Below are 21,690 nucleotides of genomic sequence, written 5' to 3' on the forward strand. Positions count from 1 at the left end.
CCATGGCGCAGGCGCTGACCCGGCTCTACGGCCTCTATCGGGACAAGGCCGGTGCGGCGGTGGCCGATGCGGGCGGCGGCGGCTCTGATGGCCGCGGCGATACCGACGTGCTGGGCCCGCTGGAGCGCGTGCGGGACGTCATTCAGGAACGGCGCAACCACTTCCCCGAGCTGGACGAGAAGGCCGAGAGCATTTCCGAGGAACTGCGGCTGCACGGTGATGACCTGTTCGCGGCGCTGAAGGAGCGGCTGCGTGCCAAGCACGGCATCGGCGTGCGCGTGCTGCCGGTCGATGTACTGCCCGAGTCGCTGCGCCGGTATGACTATCACCGCCGCCAGTTGCAGCTCTCCGAACTGCTGGAGCCCGCCAGCCGCGCCTTCCACGCCGCCTACCAGCTGGCCTATGCCGAGGTGCGGGCGGACATGGACCGCATCATCGAGGGCTCGGGCGTTGAAGACGGCCCGGCTCAGCAACTGCTGCGCGTGAACCTTGCCAACTACTTTGCGGCGGCGGTGCTGATGCCCTACGGGCGCTTCCTTACGGCGGCCGAACAGCTGAACTACGACCTTTCCCTGCTGTGCGCCCGCTTCGGGGCCAGCTTCGAGCAGGTGTGCCACCGTCTCACCACCCTCCAGCGCCCCGGTGCGCGCGGCGTGCCGTTCTTCCTTATTCGGGTGGATCAGGCGGGCAATGTCTCCAAGCGCTACTCGGCAGGCCGCTTTCACTTCTCCAAGTACGGCGGCACCTGCCCGCTGTGGTCGTTGCACGCCACCTTCCGCGCGCCGGGACAGATCCTGAGCGAAGTGGTCGAGCTGCCGGACGGCACCCGTTACTTCTCCGTCGCCCGTACGGTGCGCACCCACGTGAACGGCTGGGGCGGCATCGAGCCCCAGTTCGCGGTAGGCCTGGGGTGCGAGCTGAAATACGCCCGCCAGCTGGTCTACAGCCGCGGGCTGGATCTGGATAACCCCAACGCCACGCCCATTGGCGTCAACTGCGCCCTGTGCGAGCGCGAGGCCTGCCGCCAGCGCAGCCAGCCGCCGCTCTCCAAGGCGCTCATCATCGACGAGCGGTCGCGCGGCGCGACCCCCTACCGTTTCGCAGAACCCGGAATCCCCGCGCCCTTGCAACGCTGATCCGCAGGCGCGCGCCTAATCGTGCAGAACAGGAGGACCATCTCATGTCCGTAAGCGGCGTTCAGATCACCGGCCCGATGAACCCGGGCTATGAAACCATCCTGACGGACGAGGCCGTCGCCTTCCTCGCCGAATTGCACCGGCGCTTCGAGGCGACCCGGCGGCAGCGACTCGCCGCCCGCGCCTCCTTGCAAGCGCGGCTGGATGCGGGCGAGCGCCTTGGCTTCCTGCCGGAAACCGCTGCGGTGCGCGGCGCGCCATGGAAGATCGGCCCGATCCCTGCGGATCTGACCGATCGCCGGGTCGAGATTACCGGGCCGGTGGACCGAAAGATGGTCATCAACGCGCTGAACTCGGGCGCGAAGTGCTTCATGGCCTGCTTCGAGGATGCCTCGACGCCCGCATGGGAGATCATGGTCGAAGGCCAGATCAACCTGCGTGACGCCGTTGCCGGCACCATCAGCCTGACCGATGAAAAGTCCGGCAAGCAGTACCGGCTGGGCAAGGAGACGGCGACGCTCATCGCCCGCCCGCGCGGCTGGCACCTCATGGAGAAGCATCTGTATGTGGACGGCGAGCCCATTGCTGGCGCGCTGTTCGACTTCGGCCTCTACTTCTTCCACAACGCCAAGGCCCTGCTGGCCAAGGGCTCCGGCCCATACTTCTACCTGCCCAAGATGGAGCACTATCTCGAGGCCCGGCTGTGGAATGACGTGTTCATCTACGCCCAGTCCGCGCTCGGCCTGCCGCTTGGCACCATCAAGGCAACCGTGCTCATTGAAACCCTGCCCGCCGCCTTCCAGACCGAGGAGATCCTGTGGGAGCTGCGCGAGCATATCGTGGCGCTCAACTGCGGCCGGTGGGACTACATCTTCAGCTACATCAAGCGCCAGCGCACCGACCCCAACGCCGTGCTGCCGGACCGCGCCGCCGTCACCATGACTGTGCCGTTCATGCGCAACTACTCGCTGCACACCATCCGCACCTGTCACCTGCACGGGGCCTACGCGATGGGCGGCATGTCCGCCTTCATTCCGGTGAAGAACGACGAGGCCCGCAACGAGGCCGCCTATGAGGCCGTGCGCAAGGACAAGGAACGCGAGGCGACCGACGGGCACGACGGCACCTGGGTTGCCCACCCCGGACTTGTGCCGGTGGCGATGGAAGTGTTCGACCGCATCATGCCCGGCCCGAACCAGCTGGCCAAGATCCCGGACGTTGCCGTCTCCGCCGATGATCTGCTGACGCCCTCCGAGGGGCCGCGTACACTTCAGGGCCTGTCGATGAACATCAACGTCGGCATCGGCTACATCGCCTCGTGGCTGCGCGGTCAGGGCGCTGCGCCCATCCACAATCTGATGGAGGACGCCGCCACCGCCGAGATCAGCCGCACCCAGATCTGGCAATGGCGCAAGACCGAAACCCGCCTCGACAGCGGCGAGACGGTGGATGACGCCCTCATCAACCGCGCCATCGACGAGCAGCTCGACATCTGGCGCGCGGACGTGGGCGACAACTTCTTCGCCTCCGGCCGCTACGTCGAAGCCGCCGAGTTGATGCGCGAGATGATCTTCGCCGAAGACTGCCCGGAGTTCCTCACACTCCCGGCCTACGATCGCTACTTCGCGGCGTGAAGGTAAGCGCGGGGCTCATGTCCTTCGGGCTTTGAGTCGCAGGAGGTCTCGACCCCCTGTACCCCCGTTTCATTAACAGGGCCGTGTCCTTGAACAGAGGGCGCGGCCCTGTTCTTATCTGGTCTTTCCAATCACCCAGCCGCTTCCTCGCACGTTCCGATCAAGCGAATTGGAGTGCAGAGGTTCAAGTCCCCTGCACAAAGAGCAAAATCGGTCTAATCTCCCGCCGAAACTTGAGTACGGGGAGCGGGGCAATGCCGCCGGTGACAGTGCAGCTTCTGGGGGCGCGGCGGTTTGCGCCGTTGTTCGCCACCCAGTTTCTGGGGGCCTTCAACGATAATCTGTATCGCACGGCGATGACGTTTCTCATCGTCTATCACCTGACGGCGCATGATCCGCAGGCGGGCGCAGTGCTGGCAACAGTGGCAGCGGGGCTGTTCATCCTGCCCTACTTCCTGTTCTCAGCCATCGCCGGACAGGCGGCGGACGTGCGGGACAAGGCGTGGGTTGCCCGCATGGTGAAGGTGGCGGAGGTCGCCATCATGGCCGTGGGCGCGTTTGCGCTGACGCACGACTCCATCCCGCTGCTGCTGTTCATCCTCTTCCTGATGGGCGTTCACTCCGCCTTCTTCGGGCCGATGAAATATTCCATCCTGCCCCAGCATCTCGGCCGCCATGAGCTTCTGGCGGGCACCGGACTGGTGGAGGCGGGCACGTTCCTCGCCATTTTGTTCGGGCAGATTCTGGGCGGCCTGTTCACGCCTGCGCAGGCGGCGTGGGGCGTAGTGCTGGTGGCGGTGCTGGGTCTGGCCGCCAGCTGGGCCATCCCGCCTGCCCCGCCGCTGGTGCAGAATGGCCGCCTCAGCTGGAACCTCGTTGCCGAGACGGTGAAGCTGATGCGCTCGGCCCATGCCAACCGCACGGTGTGGCGGGCGATTGTCGCCCTCTCCTGGTTCTGGGCGCTGGGCACGGTGATGACCGCGCAGCTCGGCCCGCTGGTGCGAGCCGAACTGGGGGCATCGCAAGCGGTGGCAACTCTGTGCCTTGCCGCCTTCTCGGTGGGGATTGCGGCGGGGTCGGTGCTGATCGGCCGCCTGCTGCACGGACGGGTGACAGGCCGCTACACCGCCGTCAGCATGGCGGTGGTGGCACTTGCCCTCCTTGATCTGGTGCTGACGGTGCGCGGTTTCGCTCCGGCTTCTCCTGTCCTGATGGAACCGGAAGCGTTCCTCGACCAACCCGGCGCATGGCGGGTGCTGCTGGACCTGACCGTGCTGGCAGTGGCGGGCGGGGCGTATTCGGTGCCGCTCTATGCCCTCATGCAGACGGCCAGCGCAGAAGGCGCGCGCTCCCGCATGGTCGCCGCCAACAATGTGCTGAACGCGGTGTGGATGGTGGGTGCAACCGGCATCAGCGCGGCCCTGCTCGGCGCGGGACTGCGCGTGACGGACATCTGTCTCGTGCTGGCCGGGTTCGCGCTGATGATGGCCTTCTATTGCTGGCGCGGCTTTCGCGCGGAGGCCGGGGCGACAGGACAGGCCTAGAAAGAGAACAGGGGGCCGAAGCCCCCTGCCGAGATCAGGTGTGATCCATCCTCACCACATCCAAGTGGTGGGGTTGTAGATCGGCTGCTGCTTCTGGGCTGCCAGCAGCGCCTTGATGGTGCGCACGGCGGTCCACACCGCGATCCAGATGAACCAGACCCACGCCACCGGGATCAGGATGATGGTAAGGCAGATCAGCCCCGCCACGATACCCTGCAGCAATCCGAGCCAGAAAGTGCGGATGTGGTAGCGGAAGTGGCTCTGCTCCCACTCTGCCGGACGGTCGCCGCTCCACACATAGGCCAGGATGAGGCCGATCAGGGTGGCGAGCCAGCCGGTGATGAAACCAAGAAGGTACAGCAGGCTCACGATGGTCGGATTGTTCAGCTGGAAGCCGCTGGAGGGCTGCTGGTAGCGCCCTTCCGGCGAGTAATTCGAGTTGTCCGTCATGTGCCTGCCTCAGACCCTTGAGTTGTAATTCTTCCGTATCTTACAACGAAGGGACGCTGGATGCTATTTCCGGCACTTTCTTCAGCTGGGGGCGCACAGTCTCCAGATCGCCGACGATCACGATCGTCATGGTCTGCGGCTTCAGGTACTGGCCTATCAGGGTGGAGACCTCCTGCGGCGTGACGGCGCGAACCTTGCCCACATACTCCTGAAGCTCGCTGCGCGGCAGGCCATGGGTGTCATAGAACGACAGGCTGGAGATTAGGCCGCTGCGAGTGGCGGTGCGCAGCACCCACATGCCGGCAAGGCCGTTCTGCTTGGCCTCGAGTTCGGCCTTTGCGGGTGGCTCGCTGCCCAGCAGGCGGATTTCCTTGAACACTTCGCGCAGGGAATCGCCGGTGTGGGCGGAGGTGACATCTGCCGCCAGCACCCATTGGCCATAGCCGGTGCCGAACCCGGCGCTGGAGCTGGGCGAGTAGGTGTAGCCCTTGTCTTCCCGCAGGTTCATGGTGATGCGCGAGGTGAAGCTGCCGCCCAGCACATCATTGGCGACGCTCATCGGCACGCGCTCGGCGAATGTCTCCGGACCCGGCAGCGGCGCACCCACATAGATGGTGGATTGCGGCGCCTTTGGCCGGTCGACCAGCACCACGTTCAGCTTGGAAGCCGGGGTGGCGGGCTTGATGATGGGGTCCGGCCCCTGTTGCCAGTCGCCGAATGCCGCCTCGATGGCCTTGCGCATGGCGGCGGCATCGAACTGTCCGGCCACATAGAGATGGGCGCGCTTCGCTCCCAGCTTCTCGGCGTGGAAGCGGCGAATGTCATCAACCGTGATGGCGGCAACCTCCGCCTCGGTGATCAGGCCATGGCCAAAGGGGTGCCCGGCAAGGAACGTCTTGGTGAAGGCGTCTCCCGCCAGCGATTGCGGATTGGTGCGCGAAATGGCGAGGTTGCGCAGCACATCCTGCTTGATGCGCGGCAACTCACTCTCCGGCAGGTTCGGGCGGCGCACCACGTCTGCCAGCAGGTTGGTCGCCTGCGGGCCGAATTCGGAGAGCACGGAAATTCCGGCGCTGAAGAACTCCTGCCCGTTGCCGACACCAACCGAGCCGCCCATGTCTCCGGCCTTCTGGGCAATGGCGACGGCGGACTGGCCGGCCGCGCCCTCGTTCATGAGGGCGCTGGTAAAGTCTGATACGCCGTACTTGCTCTCGTCGAACACGCCCGCGCGGATGCGCAAGGACAGCGTGACCTTCGGCACCGAGCCGAACGGGATCATCGTCACCTGCATGCCATTGGCAAGCTGGTAGGTCTCAATGGCAGGCAGTTTCAGGTCGCGCGGCTCGCCCGGCGGCGGCGGGGTTTCCCGTGCCGGAGCCTGGGCTTGCGGCGTCGCCGTTTGTGCAGGCTGGGCCAGCAGCGGATGGGCAGCGGTGGCAACAAGGGCGGCGGCCAGCGCGATGGAGGGAATAAGACGCATCGTCATCACTTGGCCTCCGAAGCGGCAGCGGCAGGAGCAGGAGCGTCAGCGGGGGCGGCCCCGCCCGGCTCCAGGATCAGCACCGTGCGGTTGGTGCGTGCCAGATACTTAGCCGCGGTCTCCCGGATCAGCTCCGGCGTCACAGCGGCAAAACCCTGCTCCAGCCGGTTTACCTGCGCCGGGTCATCATCGAACAGGGCGGAAGAGGCCAGCAGGTCCATCAATGAGAACCGGGTGCTGGAGCCCACCATATCATAGAGGCCGGAGCGCAGACGGGTGAGGATGCGGTTAAGTTCATCCTGCGGCACCAGTTCGGTGCGCAGCTGCTCGATCACCACATCCACGTCGGTCATGATCGCGTTCGGCTCGATGCTGGCGTCATGCACCAGTCCGAAGGTCATCAGCATCGGCCCGTTGTAGGTGAACATGCCACCCAGGAACGGATTGATGCCGCCCATCACGCCGTCGGTATAGCCCTTCTCGCGCACCAGCTTCTGGGTGAGCCGGGCATCATCTCCGCCTTGCAGCAGGCTTTCGATCATGCCGAAGGCATACCACTCTGGCGTACCGCGCGGCGGCACCTGATAGGCGAAGGCCAGCGCCGGGCGCGGCGCGAGCGCATCCGTGCGGTGCACGGTCTTTTCCTCGGTCTGCGCGGGTTCGGAGATATCCGGCATCTGGCCGGTTTCCCGCGCCTGCACGGTGCCGAAGTACTTCTGCACCCAGGCCCAGGTCTTCTCCACGTCAATGTCGCCCGCAATCACCAGTGCCGCGTTGCCGGGCGCGTAGTACTGCTGGCGGAAGGCTTCGGCCTCGGGCAGCGTTGCGGCCTGCAGGTGGTCCAGATCGCCGTAGAAGTTATGGGCATTGTACCAGTTGGTGAAGGCCGCCTGCGGCATGTCCAGCCACATGAACCCGCCGTAGGGCTGGTTCAGGACGTTCACCTTCACTTCGTTGATCACCACGTCCTGCTGGTTCTTCAGCATTTCGGGCGTCAGGGCGAGACTCTTCATGCGGTCGGCCTCGGCCCACAGCACGGTCTCGGTCAGGTGGCTCGGCACCACCTCATAGTAGTTGGTGTAATCCCACCGGGTAGAGCCGTTCAGCGCGCCGCCGTTGCCCTCGATCAGCTTCATGAACTCGCCCTTGGGCAGGTTGGCTGACCCCTGGAACATCAGGTGTTCGAACAGGTGGGCATAGCCGGTGCGGTCCTTCGGTTCCACGCGCCAGCCTACGCCATAATAGACGCCGACGGTCGCGGTCGGCACCGAGGGGTCCGGCGCGAGCACGACCTTCAGGCCGTTCTCAAGCTTGCGGTACACCACATTCACGAGCGGTTTGCTTGCAACCCTGTGGGTTGCGGGCGGTTTGCTTGCCGCCGTTTCAGTGGGCGCGGCAGCGACCGTCCTGGGTGCATTGGCATTGGGGGATGCACAGGCTGCCAGTACGGCAACGCTGGCAAGAAGGGCGGCGCGTCCGCCCAGCCGGAAAAGGCGCATCATCATGGCGACAAAGCTAAACGGCGCGCGGCGCGCCGTCCAGACTCGTCGCGGTCCTATAATGAGGGGTCAGGCGTCGAACCGGGATCAGGCGCTGGCGGGGCGCACGCGTGGTGCGCGACGCGGCCGGGGCTTGGGACGGCGGAACCAGAAGCTCCAAACGGTGAGCGTGCCGAGCAGGCACAGCCCCAGCCCTGAGACGGTCATGACCAGCTGATAGGCAAGACCGCCCACCTTGGCCGCGTGCAGGGGGTACACCATGTTGAATACCTGGGAGCCGATGGGCATGGACAGCGCATCCCGCGCTTCCACCAGACGACCGTCAGCCGGGTCGAACCAAAGCAGGGTGCGGCCGTTGGGCAGCCATTCTTCCGGCTGCTTCATGCGCAGGGAGATCAGATCACCCTCGCCTTTCGGCAGGCTGAGCGAGCGGAACTCGGCCTCGGGAAAGGTCTGGCGCGCCTGCGTGAGCACCACGTCCCAGTCAAGCTGTGGGTCCAGCGCGCCGCCGGCAACCTTGGGCGGAGCCAGTGCAGCCTTCATTTCCTCTGGCGAGGACAACGGGCTGAGCAGGAGGCTCCTCACCGGGTTGAGGGTCAGCATCACGCCGGTCAGCATGGAAAGTGTGAGCAATGGGGCGATGATGATGCCGAAATCCCGGTGCTGGCGCAAAATGGCCGGGCGGCTCATCCGCGCGGGCCAGAGCCGGAACTCGAAGGTTTTCCGCGTGCGCCACCACAGGATGACGCCGGTGACAACAAAGCAGAGGCCGATAAGACCGAGGAGCCCTGCAACCGTGGCTCCGGCTTCACCAGACCACAGATAGTGGTGCAGATCGAACAGCCAGAGTTCGAAGCGGTCCCATTTGCTGGTCCAGCTCGCAACCGTATCGCCCGACTGGCTGACGTACGCGCCCGCATCTTCCGTGAAGCGCACGCGGTGCAGGCCGAAGCTCTCCGTTGAGAACAGCACGGATTGCGGCTGTGCGCCGGAGGCTGCCATCAGCCCCTCCAGTGTGGAGGCAAGCTGGCCCACGTCCTGCACCTGCGCATCGCCCGTATGGGGCAGGCTGATCCATGCATCCTTATGGACAAGTATCGCGCCCGACAGCCCCAGCACCGCCAGAAGCAGGCCGATCAATCCGCCGGTCCAGCGGTGCAGGGTGTCGATGATGCTCATCAGAAGCGGTAATCCCAACCGATGGTCCAGGTCCGGCCGCGGCCCGCATAGAAGCGCAGGTTGTCGGTCGGGCGCTGCACCTGACTGTTGTAGCTGATGTACTGCTTGTCGAAGAGGTTCTGCACGCTCAGCGAGATACCGCCGAAGCGGGTGGCGTAGCGCACGGTGGCGTCGGTCAGAGTGTAACCGCCAAAGTCATTGCGCGGATCGTCGCCCTCGAACTTGCGCGAGAAGAACACCTGTGTCTGCACCCGCCCGGAGATCGGCCCGTTGGCATAGCTTGCTGCCAGGTTCAGGCGGTCTGGGGAGATGTTCGCGCCGTCCAGATCTTTATCGACCTTACCGTCTTCGTTGGTGTCCGCGCGGCCCACCAAGTGGGCGTAGCCGGTGGAGAGGGTGAGGCCCGGCACGGGCGTCTGTACCGCTACATTCAGTTCGAGGCCTTCGATCTCAACGCGCTGGCGCTCTACCTCGTACACACCACCTACAAAGACCAGCTGCTGGCCCTTCTTGCTGGTGGACCAGAAGTAGGAGACGCTGGCATCCAGCGGCCCCTTCTTGATCTCTACGCCGATCTCGCGGTTGTTAGAGACGACTGGGCTGATGTCGATATTATCCACATCTTTGCCGTCCTCGGAAATCGCGCGGGTGATGCGGCCCACGTCAGCCATGGTGTAACCCTCGGCATAGCTGGCGTAGGCACGGATGCCCTCAATTGGCTCATAGATTACGCCGCCATTGAACAGCGTGTCGCTGAACTTGGGGGCACCGCCATCAACGAAGTGCGACCCGTAGGAGGCCAGCGTCGTGTAATCGTCGATCTTGACGCGAGCGCTCTCATGGCGCGCGCCGCCGGCAAGGCGCAGGGTCTCGTCAAACAGGGCGAGGTTGAGCTGGGCAAACGGCGCAAGGCTGCGGAAATCGGTGGGTGGCACCCAGGTGCGGCCAGTAGCGATCAGGCGCTGCTCGGTCTTGTCGAAAATAGCGTCGAAGCCGAGGGTCGCGGTCAATGCCTCGAAGCCGGGGACGGCGCGCTCATAGGCGAACTTGCCGCCCAGCTTGCGCGAACGGTTCTGCGACTGATCGAACAGCGTGCCATCGGGGGCGATCGAGACATCCTGGAAAGTCGGGATCGGAGACGGATCGCCGCCGAAGGTGTCGCGGGTGCGGTTGAAGAACACCTGGCTGATGAAGTTGCCGCCGCCCAGATCCGTGTCGGTCAGCGAGAGCGAGACGCTCTCGGTGCGGTTGGTGGCAGGCTGGCCCGGCGGGTTGCCCTTCTCCGCACTGGCGGGCAGGCCGGTCAGGCGGTTTCCGGGAACGACCACATAATCGCCGTCGCCTTCCAGCTCGAAGCGGTTGGCAATGAGATCGAGGCGGGTGCTGTCGCCGAGCTCGTAGCCGAAGCGGCCGAACAGCGACCAGCTCTCCGAGTCCTGAGTTTCGCCCTGCGTGCTGTCCACACCGATGCGGCGGTCCTTGCCGTCATAGAATGCGCCGCGCTTCTCGTAGGCTGCACCCACCGTGGCGTCGAACCGGCCTTCCTTGTAGCTGACGAGCCCCGCGGTCTTGCCGCCCAGCCCATCGCCCGAGAAGCCGTCGTCCGCCGTGCCTTGCACCAGAACGCGACCGGTCACGCCGTCGGTCGTGGGTGCGCCCACCGTCACCTGATTGACGATGCCGCCTGTGCCGCCGATGCCCTGCAGGGCGTTGGAGCCGAAGATCACCTCGACGCGATCAACGAAGAACGGGTCGATGGTGAAGCCGTCGCGCGAGCCATCGCGCAGCGGCGTCGTCTGGGGAATGCCGTTGATGGCGAACAGCGGCGAGCGGCCGCGCAGGGTCTCGCCCGCACCGGACATCTTCTGGCGCGTTGGTGAGAAGGAGGGGGTCAGCGTTGCCACCGCATCCACCACGGAGCCGCTGATGGCCGCCTGCTGGGCGAGGCTTTCCGCATCAATGACGTCAATCGTTAGCGGCAGGGCATTGGCCGGCAGAACGGTACGCGCTGCGGAAACGATGATGTCTTCTGCCGTGGCGGCAGCCTCGTCGGCATGCGCTGCAACCGGAGCAAGGATGGCGGCCGCGCTGGTCAGCAGTACGGAAAAACGGTGACGCATGATCTGAAAAATCCCCTGACTTCAGGGGGCGGTATCTACTGCGCTGCAATGCTTGTTGCAACTCATTATGAGAAGCCAAATCAGGTCGTGCACAAGTGTTGCTTTCGCCACACGCTCTTTCCGCCGCCAAGGAGCGTCCCGAAACAAAACTGCAAAGTCCGGTCGCTATAGAGCCCGCAGTCGCGGGTGCCCAGCATCCGCCACCGCATTGCCCGACGAGGTTGGCTCGGGCGGCTTGAAAGTGAAGGGCAAGCGTTTATGGTGTCGAACCGTTTTTGTCGTCTGCTGATGAAGGCGATGCTGCTGACAGGGCTGCCCGCGCTGGCCGCGCCTGCCCAGGCGGCAGACCCCTGGCTGAAGGAGGCGGAGAGCCGTCTCGCCACCACGCGCACCTATCCCCGCTCGGCGCAGGTGCGCAAGGAAACCGGAACAGCCGTTCTTGCCGTGCAGGTGGATGGCAATGGCCTCATCACCGGTTACAAGGTCGCCCAGTCTTCAGGCTCTGACATACTCGACCGCGAAGCCGAGCGCACGCTGGACCGCATCGGCCAGTTCAGCCCCACGGCGAACCGCCAGCCGCGCACTGCCACCGTGCGCGTGACCTGGCCCGGCCCGCAGGACAAGCTGATCAACTGAGGTCTCGTTCTGGCTGGCAGGCGACGAGCGCCAGCCGCAGGCCGCACTGTTCCCCATAGAAAAAGCCGGCCCGGGATGTCCCGGACCGGCCTTCTTCGTTGCGAAGGCTAAGGCTTCTTAGAAGCCCATGCCGCCCGGAGCCGCCGGAGCGGCAACATCTTCCTTCGGAGCCTCGGCGATCATCGCCTCGGTGGTGATCAGCAGACCAGCCACGGAAGCGGCGTCCTGCAGGGCAGAGCGCACCACCTTGGTCGGGTCGATCACGCCAGCCTTGGCGAGGTTCTTGTAGGTGCCTTCCTGGGCATCGAAGCCAAGGTCGATGTCGCTGCTTTCCAGCAGCTTGCCGGCAATGACCGCGCCGTCGAAACCGGCGTTCTCGGCAATCTGACGTACCGGGGCCTGCAGGGCCTTGCGGATGATGTCGATGCCGACGCGCTGGTCGTCGTTGGCGGCCTTCAGCTTGTCGAGAGCGCGGGACGCATAGAGCAGAGCGGTACCGCCGCCCGGCAGAATGCCTTCCTCGACAGCAGCGCGGGTGGCGCACAGGGCGTCATCCACGCGGTCCTTGCGCTCCTTCACCTCGACTTCGGTCGCACCGCCGACCTTGATCACGGCCACGCCGCCAGACAGCTTCGCGAGACGCTCCTGCAGCTTCTCACGGTCGTAGTCCGACGTGGTGGTCTCGATCTGGGCACGAATCTGGTCGCAGCGGGCGGCCACATCGGCTTTCTTGCCGGCACCGCCGACAACGGTGGTGTTGTCCTTGTCAATGGTGACGCGCTTGGCGCGGCCCAGCATGTCGACAGTGACGTTCTCAAGCTGAATGCCCAGCTCTTCGGACACTACCTGACCGTTGGTGAGGATGGCGATGTCTTCCAGCATGGCCTTGCGGCGATCGCCGAAGCCCGGAGCCTTCACGGCAGCAACCTTCAGGCCGCCGCGCAGACGGTTGACCACCAGGGTCGCCAGCGCTTCGCCTTCCACGTCCTCTGCGATGATGAGCAGCGGACGGCCCGACTGCACCACCTTCTCCAGCACCGGCACCAGCGCCTGAATGGAAGACAGCTTCTTCTCGTGAATGAGAATGTACGGGTCTTCCAGTTCGACCTTCATCTTCTCGGCGTTGGTGATGAAGTACGGCGACAGGTAGCCGCGGTCGAACTGCATGCCCTCGACCACATCCAGCTGAGATTCAAGGCTCTTGGCCTCTTCAACCGTAATGACGCCTTCCTTGCCGACCTTGTCCATCGCCTCGGCGATCATCTTGCCGATGGCGGCTTCGCCGTTGGCGGAGATGGTGCCGACCTGAGCGATCTCGGCAGTGTTCTTCACCGGGCGCGAGCGATCCTTCAGGGCTTCGATCACGCGCTCGACGGCCAGGTCGATGCCGCGCTTCAGGTCCATCGGGTTCATGCCGGCCGCAACCGCCTTCGCGCCTTCGCGGACGATCGACTGGGCCAGAACCGTGGCGGTGGTGGTGCCGTCACCGGCCACGTCGTTGGTGCGCGATGCCACTTCCTTCAGCATCTGTGCGCCCATGTTCTCGAACTTGTCGGCCAGCTCGATTTCCTTGGCGACCGACACGCCGTCCTTGGTGATGCGCGGAGCGCCGAACGACTTCTCGATGACCACATTGCGGCCCTTCGGGCCCAGTGTCGCCTTCACGGCATCGGCCAGAATGTCCACGCCGCGCAGCATCTTCTGGCGGGCTTCAGCGGAAAACTTGACGTCCTTAGCAGCCATTATTCTTTCTCCAAATCAGCGATCGTCAGGGGTCAGGCGGCCTTGCGGCGGCTGCCGGCGGTGTTCTCCAGAATGCCGAGGATGTCGGATTCCTTCATGATCAGCAGCTCCTCGCCGTTGACCTTCACCTCGGTGCCCGACCACTTTCCGAAAAGAACGAGATCGCCAACCTTGACGTCCAGCGGGACCAGCGCGCCCTGCTCATTGCGGGCACCCGGGCCAACGGCAACAACTTCACCCTGCTGCGGCTTCTCCTTGGCGCTATCCGGAATGATGATGCCGCCAGCCGTGCGCTGATCTTCTTCGATCCGCCGAACCACCACGCGATCATGCAGCGGTTTGAAGCTCATTGTTGTCCTCCGCAAAAATCAAAATCATCCTGCATCTGTTTGGCACTCTTCTCCCAAGAGTGCCAACAGCGGTCGAGATAGGGTGGGCTTGGAGGGCTTTCAAGGGGGCAAAAACAGGAGAATTGAGCAGGACCCCACTGCCTGTCGTGACAATCTGCAAGGCCTTGGAAAACAAGGGCTGTAGAGAGTCTTATAGATAACAGACGCCCCCGTCGGCGGGGCCGACGGGGGCGCATGGCAAGCTATATAGTAAAGTCTTAAATCACGCCCATGGCGTCCATCGCTTCGGCGACGCGAACGAAGCCGGCGATGTTGGCACCCAGAACGTAGTCGCCCGGCGCGCCGTATTCGTCGGCGGTCGTGGCGCAGCGATCGTGGATGTTGCGCATGATCTCGGCCAGGCGGGCCTCGGTCTGCTCGAACGACCAGCTGTCACGCGAGGCGTTCTGCTGCATTTCGAGGGCCGAGGTGGCAACGCCGCCGGCATTGGCTGCCTTGCCCGGTGCAAACAGCACGCCGGCCTGCTGGAACAGACGTACGGCTTCCGGAGTGGACGGCATGTTGGCGCCCTCGCCCACGGCGATGACGCCGTTCTCGATCAGCGTCTTGGCGTCCTTGCCGGTCAGCTCGTTCTGAGTGGCCGACGGCATGGCAATCTGGCACGGCACGTTCCAGATGGAGCCGCCCTCGACGTAGTGCGAGCGGCCGCCCTTCAGGCGTGCGTATTCGGAGATACGCTGGCGGCGGACTTCCTTGATCTCCTTCACCAGAGCAAGGTCGATGCCGTCTTCATCCACGATGTAGCCGTTGGAGTCGGAGCAGGCGATGATCTTGCCGCCGAACGACTGCAGCTTCTCGATGGTGTAGATCGCCACGTTGCCCGAGCCGGACACCACGGCGGTCTTGCCTTCGATGGAGTCGCCGCGCGAGGTCAGCATGCGGTCAACGAAGTACACGGCGCCAAAGCCGGTGGCTTCCTTGCGCGCCAGCGAACCACCGTACACCAGACCCTTGCCGGTCAGCACGCCTGCCTCGTACCGGTTGGTCAGGCGCTTGTACTGGCCGAACATGTAGCCGATTTCGCGGCCGCCGACGCCGATGTCACCGGCCGGAACGTCAGTGTATTCGCCAAGGTGGCGGTGCAGCTCAAGCATGAACGACTGGCAGAAACGCATGATCTCGGCGTCGGAGCGGCCGCGCGGATCAAAGTCCGAACCGCCCTTGCCGCCGCCGATCGGCATGCCGGTCAGCGCGTTCTTAAAGATCTGCTCAAAGCCCAGGAACTTGATGATGCCCAGGTTCACCGAGGGGTGGAAGCGGATGCCGCCCTTGTAAGGGCCAAGCGCAGAGTTGAACTGCACGCGGAAACCACGGTTGATCTCAACCTGGTTCTTGTCATTGACCCAAGGCACGCGGAAGATGATCTGGCGCTCGGGTTCGCAGATGCGCTCGATCAAGGCGTTGTTCGCGTAGCGGGGGTGCTTGGCGATGACGCGGCCAAGGCTCTCGAGAACCTCGCGCACAGCCTGATGGAACTCCGGCTCACCCGGGTTGCGGCGCAGCACTGAAGACAGCACTTCATCCAGCACCGGATCAGAATTTTCGTCAGTGTGGGTCAATGTTGTTACTTTCTTGCTTAAAAGACAGGCAACCAGCAACTCCCCTCTAAGAGCTGCGCGTGTTTCCTATCGAGCGATTAGGACCGTGGAAATGGAAAAAATGCATTTTCGAAGGGGCAAATGGCCACATCGGTGCATTTTCTCGTCCAAATTCCCAGAAAATGGGACCGAAACGGACCAATATTGCTGTTTTGGGGCCTGAACGACTGAAAAATGCCCCGTGCTGCATTCCTTTCAAGGGTCGAGTCCCGGCAGCTGAGAGGCAACGCTCGGCAGGTGGCGCGACCAGCGTTTAGAGCCGGACATATAGTGGCGGCGTCAATGCGGAAGCGCTTCGTGGACAAGCCGAAAATTGACTCGGCGCGAGAGGTCCCGGAGGCGCGGCGCAGTGATTCGGATTTGTCCGGTGAAGCGGCTGGCCGGCGGACTTCAGCGCGGGTGGCCAGAATGACAAAACCCCGACTTGGCGTTTGCCGAGCCGGGGTTTTGCGAAACCTGGTGGAGCCGAGGGGAGTCGAACCCCTGACCTCTACAATGCCATTGTAGCGCTCTCCCAACTGAGCTACGGCCCCATTTTCTTTCCAGCGGCGAGGTGTTTGGGAGCACCTCGCTATGTGGTGGGCGGCTCTTTAAGGGATGCCGCCAAGGTGTGCAAGCACAAAATGACGAAAAATTTTTATTCTTCGTCCATGTCCTGATCGACGACTTCAGCCAGGTCGGCATCGTCGTCCAGATCGGCGTCCGCCGCATCGTCCGCGCCGTCCAGATCGTCCGCTTCCAGCAGATCCTCATCATCCACCAGTTCGACGTCGTCGCCCTCGGTGCGCGCTTTGGTCTTGGCCACTTCTTCGAACGGCAGCGGCTGCTTGGACTTCAGGATCGGTTCAGGAAGCCAGGTGACACCACAGCTGATGCAGGTCACGGGATCTTCCTTGCCAAGATCATAGAAGCGCGTGCTGCACCGCGGGCACGTCCGCTTCGAACCCCACTCCGGCTTCACCACGTTTGGTTCTCCCCGAACGGTCGCCCCGCTCAAAGGGACGACTAGGAACAATGAAAGGCGCGGCCAGAGGGTCTGGCCACGGAACTGCGGCGTGCTTGCCACAGCCCTCCGGCGCTGTCAAAAGGATTCTCCCAAGGGTCTGGCCCCGATATTTCCATACAGTTTCATTGAGAAAACCGAGCAAAATCCATGCTTCCACTGACTGCCCGTTCTGCTTCCGCCCTCAAGGGCCGTGTCCGTGTTCCGGGGGACAAGTCGATCTCGCACCGGGCGCTGATGCTGGGCTGCCTGGCAGTGGGCGAAACCCGGGTGGAGGGCATGCTGGAGGGCGAGGACGTTCTGGCCACCGCAGATGCCATGCGAGCGTTCGGCGCGAGCGTGGAGCGCACCGGCGAGGGCGCGTGGACCATTCACGGCGTCGGCGTCGGGGGTCTGCTGGAGCCCGAAGACGTGCTGGACATGGGCAACTCGGGCACCTCCACCCGTCTCATCATGGGGCTGGTCGCCAGCCATCCCATCACCGCGGTGTTCACCGGAGACGCCTCGCTGCGCCGTCGGCCGATGCAGCGCGTGATCGACCCGCTCGGCCAGATGGGCGCGTCGTTCGTCTCGCGCAGCGGCGGCCGCCTGCCGCTGACCATCACGGGCCGCGCTCCGGCGATTCCCATCACTTACAAGCTTCCGGTCGCCTCGGCTCAGGTAAAGTCCGCCATTCTGCTGGCCGGGCTCAACACGCCGGGCATCACCACCGTCATCGAGAAGGAGCCGACCCGGGATCACAGCGAGCGGATGCTGAAGGGCTTCGGCGCGGACCTGTGGACGGAAGAGACGCCGGAGGGCACGGCCATTCACGTGCGTGGCGAGGTGGAACTGCGTCCCGGCAGCATCGTGGTGCCGGGAGACCCCTCCTCCGCCGCCTTCCCGGTGGTGGCCGCGGCCATTCTGCCGGGCTCTGACGTGCTGGTAGAGAACGTCGGCATCAACCCGACCCGGGCCGGGCTGTTCACCGTCCTGAAGGACATGGGCGCGGACCTGACGTTCGAAAACGAGCGCGAGGTGGGCGGCGAGCCGGTCGCGGACATCCGCGTGCGTGGCGGCGTTCTGAAGGGCATCGAGGTGCCGCCTGAGATCGCGCCGAGCATGATCGACGAGTACCCGATTCTCGCGGTTGCGGCGGCGTTCGCCGAGGGCACGACCACCATGCGCGGCATCGGCGAACTGCGCGTGAAGGAATCAGACCGAATCGCCATGATGGCGGCGGGGCTTCAGGCCTGCGGTGTGGCCGTGACCGAGGAGCCGGAGGGCATGATCGTGGAAGGCACTGGCGGCGAGCCTGTGCCGGGCGGCGCAACGGTGGCCGCGAAGTTGGACCATCGCATTGCCATGAGCTTCGCGGTGCTGGGCCAGCGGGCCAAGGCCCCGGTGAGGGTGGATGACGCATCCCCCATCAACACCAGCTTCCCCGGTTTCATTCAATTGATGGGCGGCCTCGGCGCCAATCTGGAAGTTGAACAGGCGGCGGACGCCGCGCACGCCTGAAGTAAGGACGTTTGAGTAATGATCATTGCGGTTGATGGACCGTCAGCATCCGGCAAGGGCACGCTGGCCCGCCGACTCGCGCAGCATTATGGTCTGCGTCACCTCGATACGGGTGCGCTCTATCGAATGGTAGGGCTTGCCGTCCTGCTTTCAGGTGGGGACCCGGCAGACGAGAACGCGGCCTATGCGGCGGCCAAGACCATCGATCTGACACTGCTGGAGCATCCCGAGCTCCGGTCCGAGCGGACGGGCGGCGCGGCCTCCAAGGTGGCGGCCCAGCCGGCGGTGCGCGAGGCGCTGCTCCAGTTCCAGCGGGATTTCGCCAGCGAGAACGGCGGCGCGGTACTGGATGGCCGGGATATCGGCACGGTGGTATGCCCGGAAGCCGACGCAAAGCTGTTCGTCGTCGCGCGCGCGGACGTACGGGCGAAGCGCCGTTATGCGGAACTGGCGTCTTATGGAATCGCTCCGCCTTACGAGGCGGTGCTGGCGGACATCGAGGCGCGCGACGAACGGGACATGAATCGGGCCGTCGCTCCCCTCAAGCCGGCGTCGGACGCGCTCTTGCTCGACACCAGCGATTTGGATATAGACGCTGCGGTTCAGCAGGCCCTGCATCTTGTGGATAAGTGTCTTGCTGAACGGAAACTCGGCTCCCCCGCCGTTCGTAATCGATCCTGACAAAACGGGTCGACTGACGGGCCGGCGGAGCGCCAGCATTCTCACGAGCCCGGCAGGCGGTTTCCGCCGTGCCGTGTTTTTGGTTTTGGTGGTGTAACAGGGGCCCAACGCCGGTGCAAGCGGATGGCCCGCTTGTGCAACGGAAGACCGCCGGAGCCAACCGGCTGGCCGGAAAGTATGAATGCGAAAGGATTTAACTCTTATGACCAACATCAACCCGAGCCGCGACGATTTCGCGGCCCTGCTCGAGGGCTCCCTCGGCGCTGCGCAGTCTTTCGAAGGCCGCGTTGTAAAGGGTACCATCACTGCCATTGAAAACGACATGGTAGTGATCGACGTCGGCCTGAAGTCTGAAGGCCGCGTTCCGATGAAGGAATTTGGCGCCCCGGGCCAGAAGGCCGAGATCCAGGTCGGTGATGAAGTCGACGTGTACGTCGACCGCATCGAAAACGCCTCGGGCGAAGCCATGCTGTCGCGCGACCGCGCTCGCCGCGAAGCCGCATGGGACAAGCTGGAAGCTCAGTATGCTGACGGCGTTCGCGTTGACGGCGTGATCTTCGGCCGCGTGAAGGGCGGCTTCACCGTCGACCTGTCGGGCGCTGTTGCGTTCCTGCCGGGTTCGCAGGTGGACATCCGTCCGATCCGCGACATCACCCCGCTGATGAACATCCCGCAGCCGTTCCAGATCCTGAAGATGGACCGTCGCCGCGGCAACATCGTCGTGTCGCGTCGCGCTGTTCTGGAAGAGACCCGCGCCGAGCAGCGTTCGGGCCTGATCCAGACCCTGACCGAAGGCCAGGTGATCGAAGGCGTCGTGAAGAATATCACCGACTACGGTGCGTTCATCGACCTCGGCGGCATCGACGGTCTGCTGCACGTGACCGACATGTCCTACCGCCGCGTCGGCCACCCGTCGGAAATCCTGAACATCGGCGACACCGTCCGCGTTCAGATCATCCGCATCAACCGCGACACCCAGCGCATTTCGCTGGGCATGAAGCAGCTTGAGTCGGATCCGTGGGAAGGCGCAGCCGCCAAGTACCCGGTCGACGCCAAGTTCTCGGGCCGCGTGACCAACATCACCGACTACGGCGCCTTCGTGGAGCTGGAGCCGGGCGTGGAAGGTCTGGTGCACGTCTCCGAGATGAGCTGGGTGAAGAAGAACGTCCACCCGGGCAAGATCGTTTCGACCTCGCAGGAAGTCGAAGTGATGGTGCTCGAGGTCGACGAGGACAAGCGCCGCATCTCCCTCGGCCTGAAGCAGTGCATGGACAATCCGTGGGCTTCCTTCGCTGAGAAGCACCCGGTTGGTTCGGTCGTCGAAGGCGAAGTCAAGAACACGACCGAGTTCGGTCTGTTCATCGGCCTCGAGGGCGACGTGGACGGCATGGTTCACATGTCGGACATCGCTTGGGGCAAGTCCGGCGAAGAGGCTCTGTCCTCCTTCCGTCGCGGCGAGATGGTCAAGGCCGTCGTTCTCGATGTGGACATCGAGAAGGAGCGCATTTCGCTCGGCATCAAGCAGCTTGACCAGGCTGGCCAGGCCGCTGCCGACAAGCGCAAGGGCGACATCGTGACCGTCACCGTTCTCGAAGTGAAGGACGGCGGCATCGAGGTCGAGATCGGCGAGGGCGGCCCGACCGCCTTCATCAAGCGCTCGGACCTGTCGCGCGACCGCGATGAGCAGCGTCCGGACCGCTTCCAGGTCGGCCAGAAGATGGACGCCCTGGTGATCGGCACCGACCGCCAGACCAAAAAGCTGAACGTCTCCATCAAGGCGCTTCAGATTGCCGAAGAGCAGCAGGCAGTTGCCCAGTACGGTTCGACCGACTCGGGCGCCTCGCTCGGCGACATTCTGGGTGCGGCCCTGAGCAAGGCCAAGGACAACCGCTAATCGGTTGACCTCCGTCGGGTCATTCCGGCGGTGCTTCAGACGGAAAGGCTCCGCAGCGACGCTGCGGGGCCTTTTTCGTACCAATTTCACCTGATTTCAGACTACGCCGATAGGCCGGGTATGGACCCGGACGCTTGACGGACGTTATCTAGGTTTGGCACCACAGTTTTTCGTGTAAGCTCTGGCAGGCACGCCATTTTTGCGGCCGGGGCAGGTCACAAAACAGCAAGAGGGAAAGCTGATGATCAAGTCGGAGTTGGTCCAGAAACTGGCCGAAAAGAACCCGGGTCTTCAGCACAAGGTCGTCGAGCGCGTCGTGACGACCATTTTCAACGAAATCGTCGAGGCACTGGCGTCCGGCAAGCGGGTGGAACTTCGTGGCTTCGGTGCCTTCTCGACCCGCGGCCGCATGGCGCGCACCGGGCGCAACCCGCGCACGGGCGAGTCCGTCGCCGTGGACGCCAAGCGCGTGCCCTATTTCAAGGCGGGCAAGGAACTGCGGGAGCGGCTGAACAAGGAATAGGCCGTCCCTGGCTCGCTTCCCGGGCGGGCGGCTCCACGGGCGAGCACCTGCCGGCAGGCAGAGCGGCCCAGTCCCGCCTGAGAGCCTCCGGATCTCCCGGCGGGACGCCCACAGGGCTTTCACATTCTTCCTAAGCCGCAGGGTCGGCCGCCTTGCCCGAAAACGGCTCAAAGGCCGATCCGCACTGGCCTTGAGGCCCCGGCTCCGTTATTCACTAACCATCGATCATGACTTCCGAGGCGCAGGATGCGGGTTTTTCGTTGGGTTTTCTTCCTCATCATCGCTGGCGTGCTGGCCTGGTTCGCGGCCATGAACTGGTCGATGGTCACGATCAATCTGGTGCCGCCGGTTCAGCTGATCCTGCCGCTGCCGATCCTAGTGCTGATTGCGCTGGTGCTGGGCGCCCTGCCCCCGGCCTTCTCGCACATGGTTGATCGCTGGCGCTGGAAGCGTCGCGTGAAGCGGGCGGATGCTGCTGCCGATCAGGCCCGCCTCGAGCTGGCCGAGATCAAGGGCGAGCGCGAGCGCATGATGCAGCCGGAAGAGGCGGAAGCCGCCCTGAAGGCTCGCGTTGCTGCCGCTGGCGCTACCTACATTGACGACGAGCCGGTGCAGAAGTCGCGCCCGGTTCCCCTTCAGCCCGGCATCTGAGCCGGGCGG

Annotated in this window: 18 protein-coding genes and 1 tRNA gene; 9 read left to right on the top strand and 10 right to left on the bottom strand. The window is 64.2% G+C overall.

The annotated features are described in order from the left end of the window. The 3 genes from VIG90_RS14630 to VIG90_RS14640 form a co-directional block, all read left to right on the top strand. Window positions 1-1,136, top strand: a 1,136-nt coding sequence (locus VIG90_RS14630; protein ID WP_331594260.1) for a helix-turn-helix domain-containing protein, incomplete at its 5' end; no start/stop codon positions are given. A gap of 44 nt (window positions 1,137-1,180) precedes the next feature. After that, complete coding sequence (gene aceB, locus VIG90_RS14635) at window positions 1,181-2,770, top strand: malate synthase A (RefSeq protein WP_331594261.1); 1,590 nt, start codon at window positions 1,181-1,183, stop codon at window positions 2,768-2,770. A gap of 254 nt (window positions 2,771-3,024) precedes the next feature. Beyond that, the gene (locus VIG90_RS14640; RefSeq protein ID WP_331594262.1) at window positions 3,025-4,314 is read left to right on the top strand and encodes an MFS transporter; all 1,290 of its coding nucleotides are present in this window, start codon (window positions 3,025-3,027) and stop codon (window positions 4,312-4,314) included. Window positions 4,315-4,365: 51 nt separating this feature from the next. Here VIG90_RS14640 and VIG90_RS14645 read toward each other — a convergent pair whose 3' ends face one another. From VIG90_RS14645 to VIG90_RS14665, 5 genes are all read right to left on the bottom strand, one after another. Then, window positions 4,366-4,764, bottom strand: a complete 399-nt coding sequence (locus VIG90_RS14645; RefSeq protein ID WP_331594263.1) for a hypothetical protein — start codon at window positions 4,762-4,764, stop codon at window positions 4,366-4,368. A 40-nt stretch (window positions 4,765-4,804) separates the two neighbouring features. Continuing rightward, a complete protein-coding gene (locus tag VIG90_RS14650) occupies window positions 4,805-6,250 on the bottom strand; it encodes a pitrilysin family protein (protein ID WP_331594264.1) in 1,446 nt (481 codons plus the stop codon). Continuing rightward, window positions 6,250-7,749 carry a pitrilysin family protein gene (locus tag VIG90_RS14655; RefSeq protein ID WP_331594265.1) on the bottom strand — a complete coding sequence of 500 codons (1,500 nt, stop codon included), beginning with the start codon at window positions 7,747-7,749 and terminating at the stop codon, window positions 6,250-6,252. Before VIG90_RS14655 ends, VIG90_RS14650 begins: the two co-directional genes overlap by 1 nt. A gap of 81 nt (window positions 7,750-7,830) precedes the next feature. Continuing rightward, the gene (locus VIG90_RS14660) at window positions 7,831-8,922 is read right to left on the bottom strand and encodes a PepSY-associated TM helix domain-containing protein (protein ID WP_331594266.1); all 1,092 of its coding nucleotides are present in this window, start codon (window positions 8,920-8,922) and stop codon (window positions 7,831-7,833) included. Further along, window positions 8,922-11,042, bottom strand: a complete 2,121-nt coding sequence (locus VIG90_RS14665; protein WP_331594267.1) for a TonB-dependent receptor — start codon at window positions 11,040-11,042, stop codon at window positions 8,922-8,924. Before VIG90_RS14665 ends, VIG90_RS14660 begins: the two co-directional genes overlap by 1 nt. Before the next feature lie 258 nt (window positions 11,043-11,300). Between VIG90_RS14665 and VIG90_RS14670 the strand changes: the two genes are divergently transcribed. Then, entirely contained in the window at window positions 11,301-11,678 is a 378-nt protein-coding gene (locus VIG90_RS14670; protein WP_331594268.1) for an energy transducer TonB, read from the top strand. A gap of 117 nt (window positions 11,679-11,795) precedes the next feature. Here VIG90_RS14670 and groL read toward each other — a convergent pair whose 3' ends face one another. The 5 genes from groL to VIG90_RS14695 form a co-directional block, all read right to left on the bottom strand. After that, window positions 11,796-13,421 carry a chaperonin GroEL gene (groL, locus tag VIG90_RS14675; protein ID WP_331594269.1) on the bottom strand — a complete coding sequence of 542 codons (1,626 nt, stop codon included), beginning with the start codon at window positions 13,419-13,421 and terminating at the stop codon, window positions 11,796-11,798. A gap of 32 nt (window positions 13,422-13,453) precedes the next feature. Next, window positions 13,454-13,771: a co-chaperone GroES gene (gene groES / locus VIG90_RS14680; RefSeq protein ID WP_331594270.1), complete on the bottom strand. Its 318-nt coding sequence runs from the start codon at window positions 13,769-13,771 to the stop codon at window positions 13,454-13,456. Between the two features lie 257 nt (window positions 13,772-14,028). Then, window positions 14,029-15,390 (bottom strand): NADP-specific glutamate dehydrogenase, encoded by a 1,362-nt coding sequence (gene gdhA / locus VIG90_RS14685; RefSeq protein ID WP_331594271.1) that lies wholly within the window; start codon window positions 15,388-15,390, stop codon window positions 14,029-14,031. 496 nt (window positions 15,391-15,886) lie between these two features. After that, window positions 15,887-15,962, bottom strand: a tRNA-Ala gene (locus VIG90_RS14690). Window positions 15,963-16,066: 104 nt separating this feature from the next. Further along, the gene (locus tag VIG90_RS14695; protein WP_414695507.1) at window positions 16,067-16,495 is read right to left on the bottom strand and encodes an FYDLN acid domain-containing protein; all 429 of its coding nucleotides are present in this window, start codon (window positions 16,493-16,495) and stop codon (window positions 16,067-16,069) included. Between the two features lie 87 nt (window positions 16,496-16,582). Between VIG90_RS14695 and aroA the strand changes: the two genes are divergently transcribed. The 5 genes from aroA to VIG90_RS14720 all read left to right on the top strand — a co-directional run bounded on the left by aroA (window position 16,583) and on the right by VIG90_RS14720 (window position 21,681). Beyond that, window positions 16,583-17,932 carry a 3-phosphoshikimate 1-carboxyvinyltransferase gene (aroA, locus tag VIG90_RS14700; protein WP_331594273.1) on the top strand — a complete coding sequence of 450 codons (1,350 nt, stop codon included), beginning with the start codon at window positions 16,583-16,585 and terminating at the stop codon, window positions 17,930-17,932. Window positions 17,933-17,950: 18 nt separating this feature from the next. Next, the gene (gene cmk / locus VIG90_RS14705; RefSeq protein ID WP_331594274.1) at window positions 17,951-18,613 is read left to right on the top strand and encodes a (d)CMP kinase; all 663 of its coding nucleotides are present in this window, start codon (window positions 17,951-17,953) and stop codon (window positions 18,611-18,613) included. 202 nt (window positions 18,614-18,815) lie between these two features. After that, window positions 18,816-20,507 (top strand): 30S ribosomal protein S1, encoded by a 1,692-nt coding sequence (rpsA, locus tag VIG90_RS14710; protein ID WP_331594275.1) that lies wholly within the window; start codon window positions 18,816-18,818, stop codon window positions 20,505-20,507. Between the two features lie 241 nt (window positions 20,508-20,748). Further along, window positions 20,749-21,030, top strand: a complete 282-nt coding sequence (locus tag VIG90_RS14715) for an integration host factor subunit beta (protein WP_331594276.1) — start codon at window positions 20,749-20,751, stop codon at window positions 21,028-21,030. 246 nt (window positions 21,031-21,276) lie between these two features. Continuing rightward, entirely contained in the window at window positions 21,277-21,681 is a 405-nt protein-coding gene (locus tag VIG90_RS14720) for a hypothetical protein (RefSeq protein WP_331594277.1), read from the top strand. Window positions 21,682-21,690 lie beyond the last annotated feature (9 nt).

Source organism: Pedomonas sp. (genome assembly GCF_036515995.1).
Classification (GTDB): Bacteria; Pseudomonadota; Alphaproteobacteria; order Sphingomonadales; family Sphingomonadaceae; genus Pedomonas.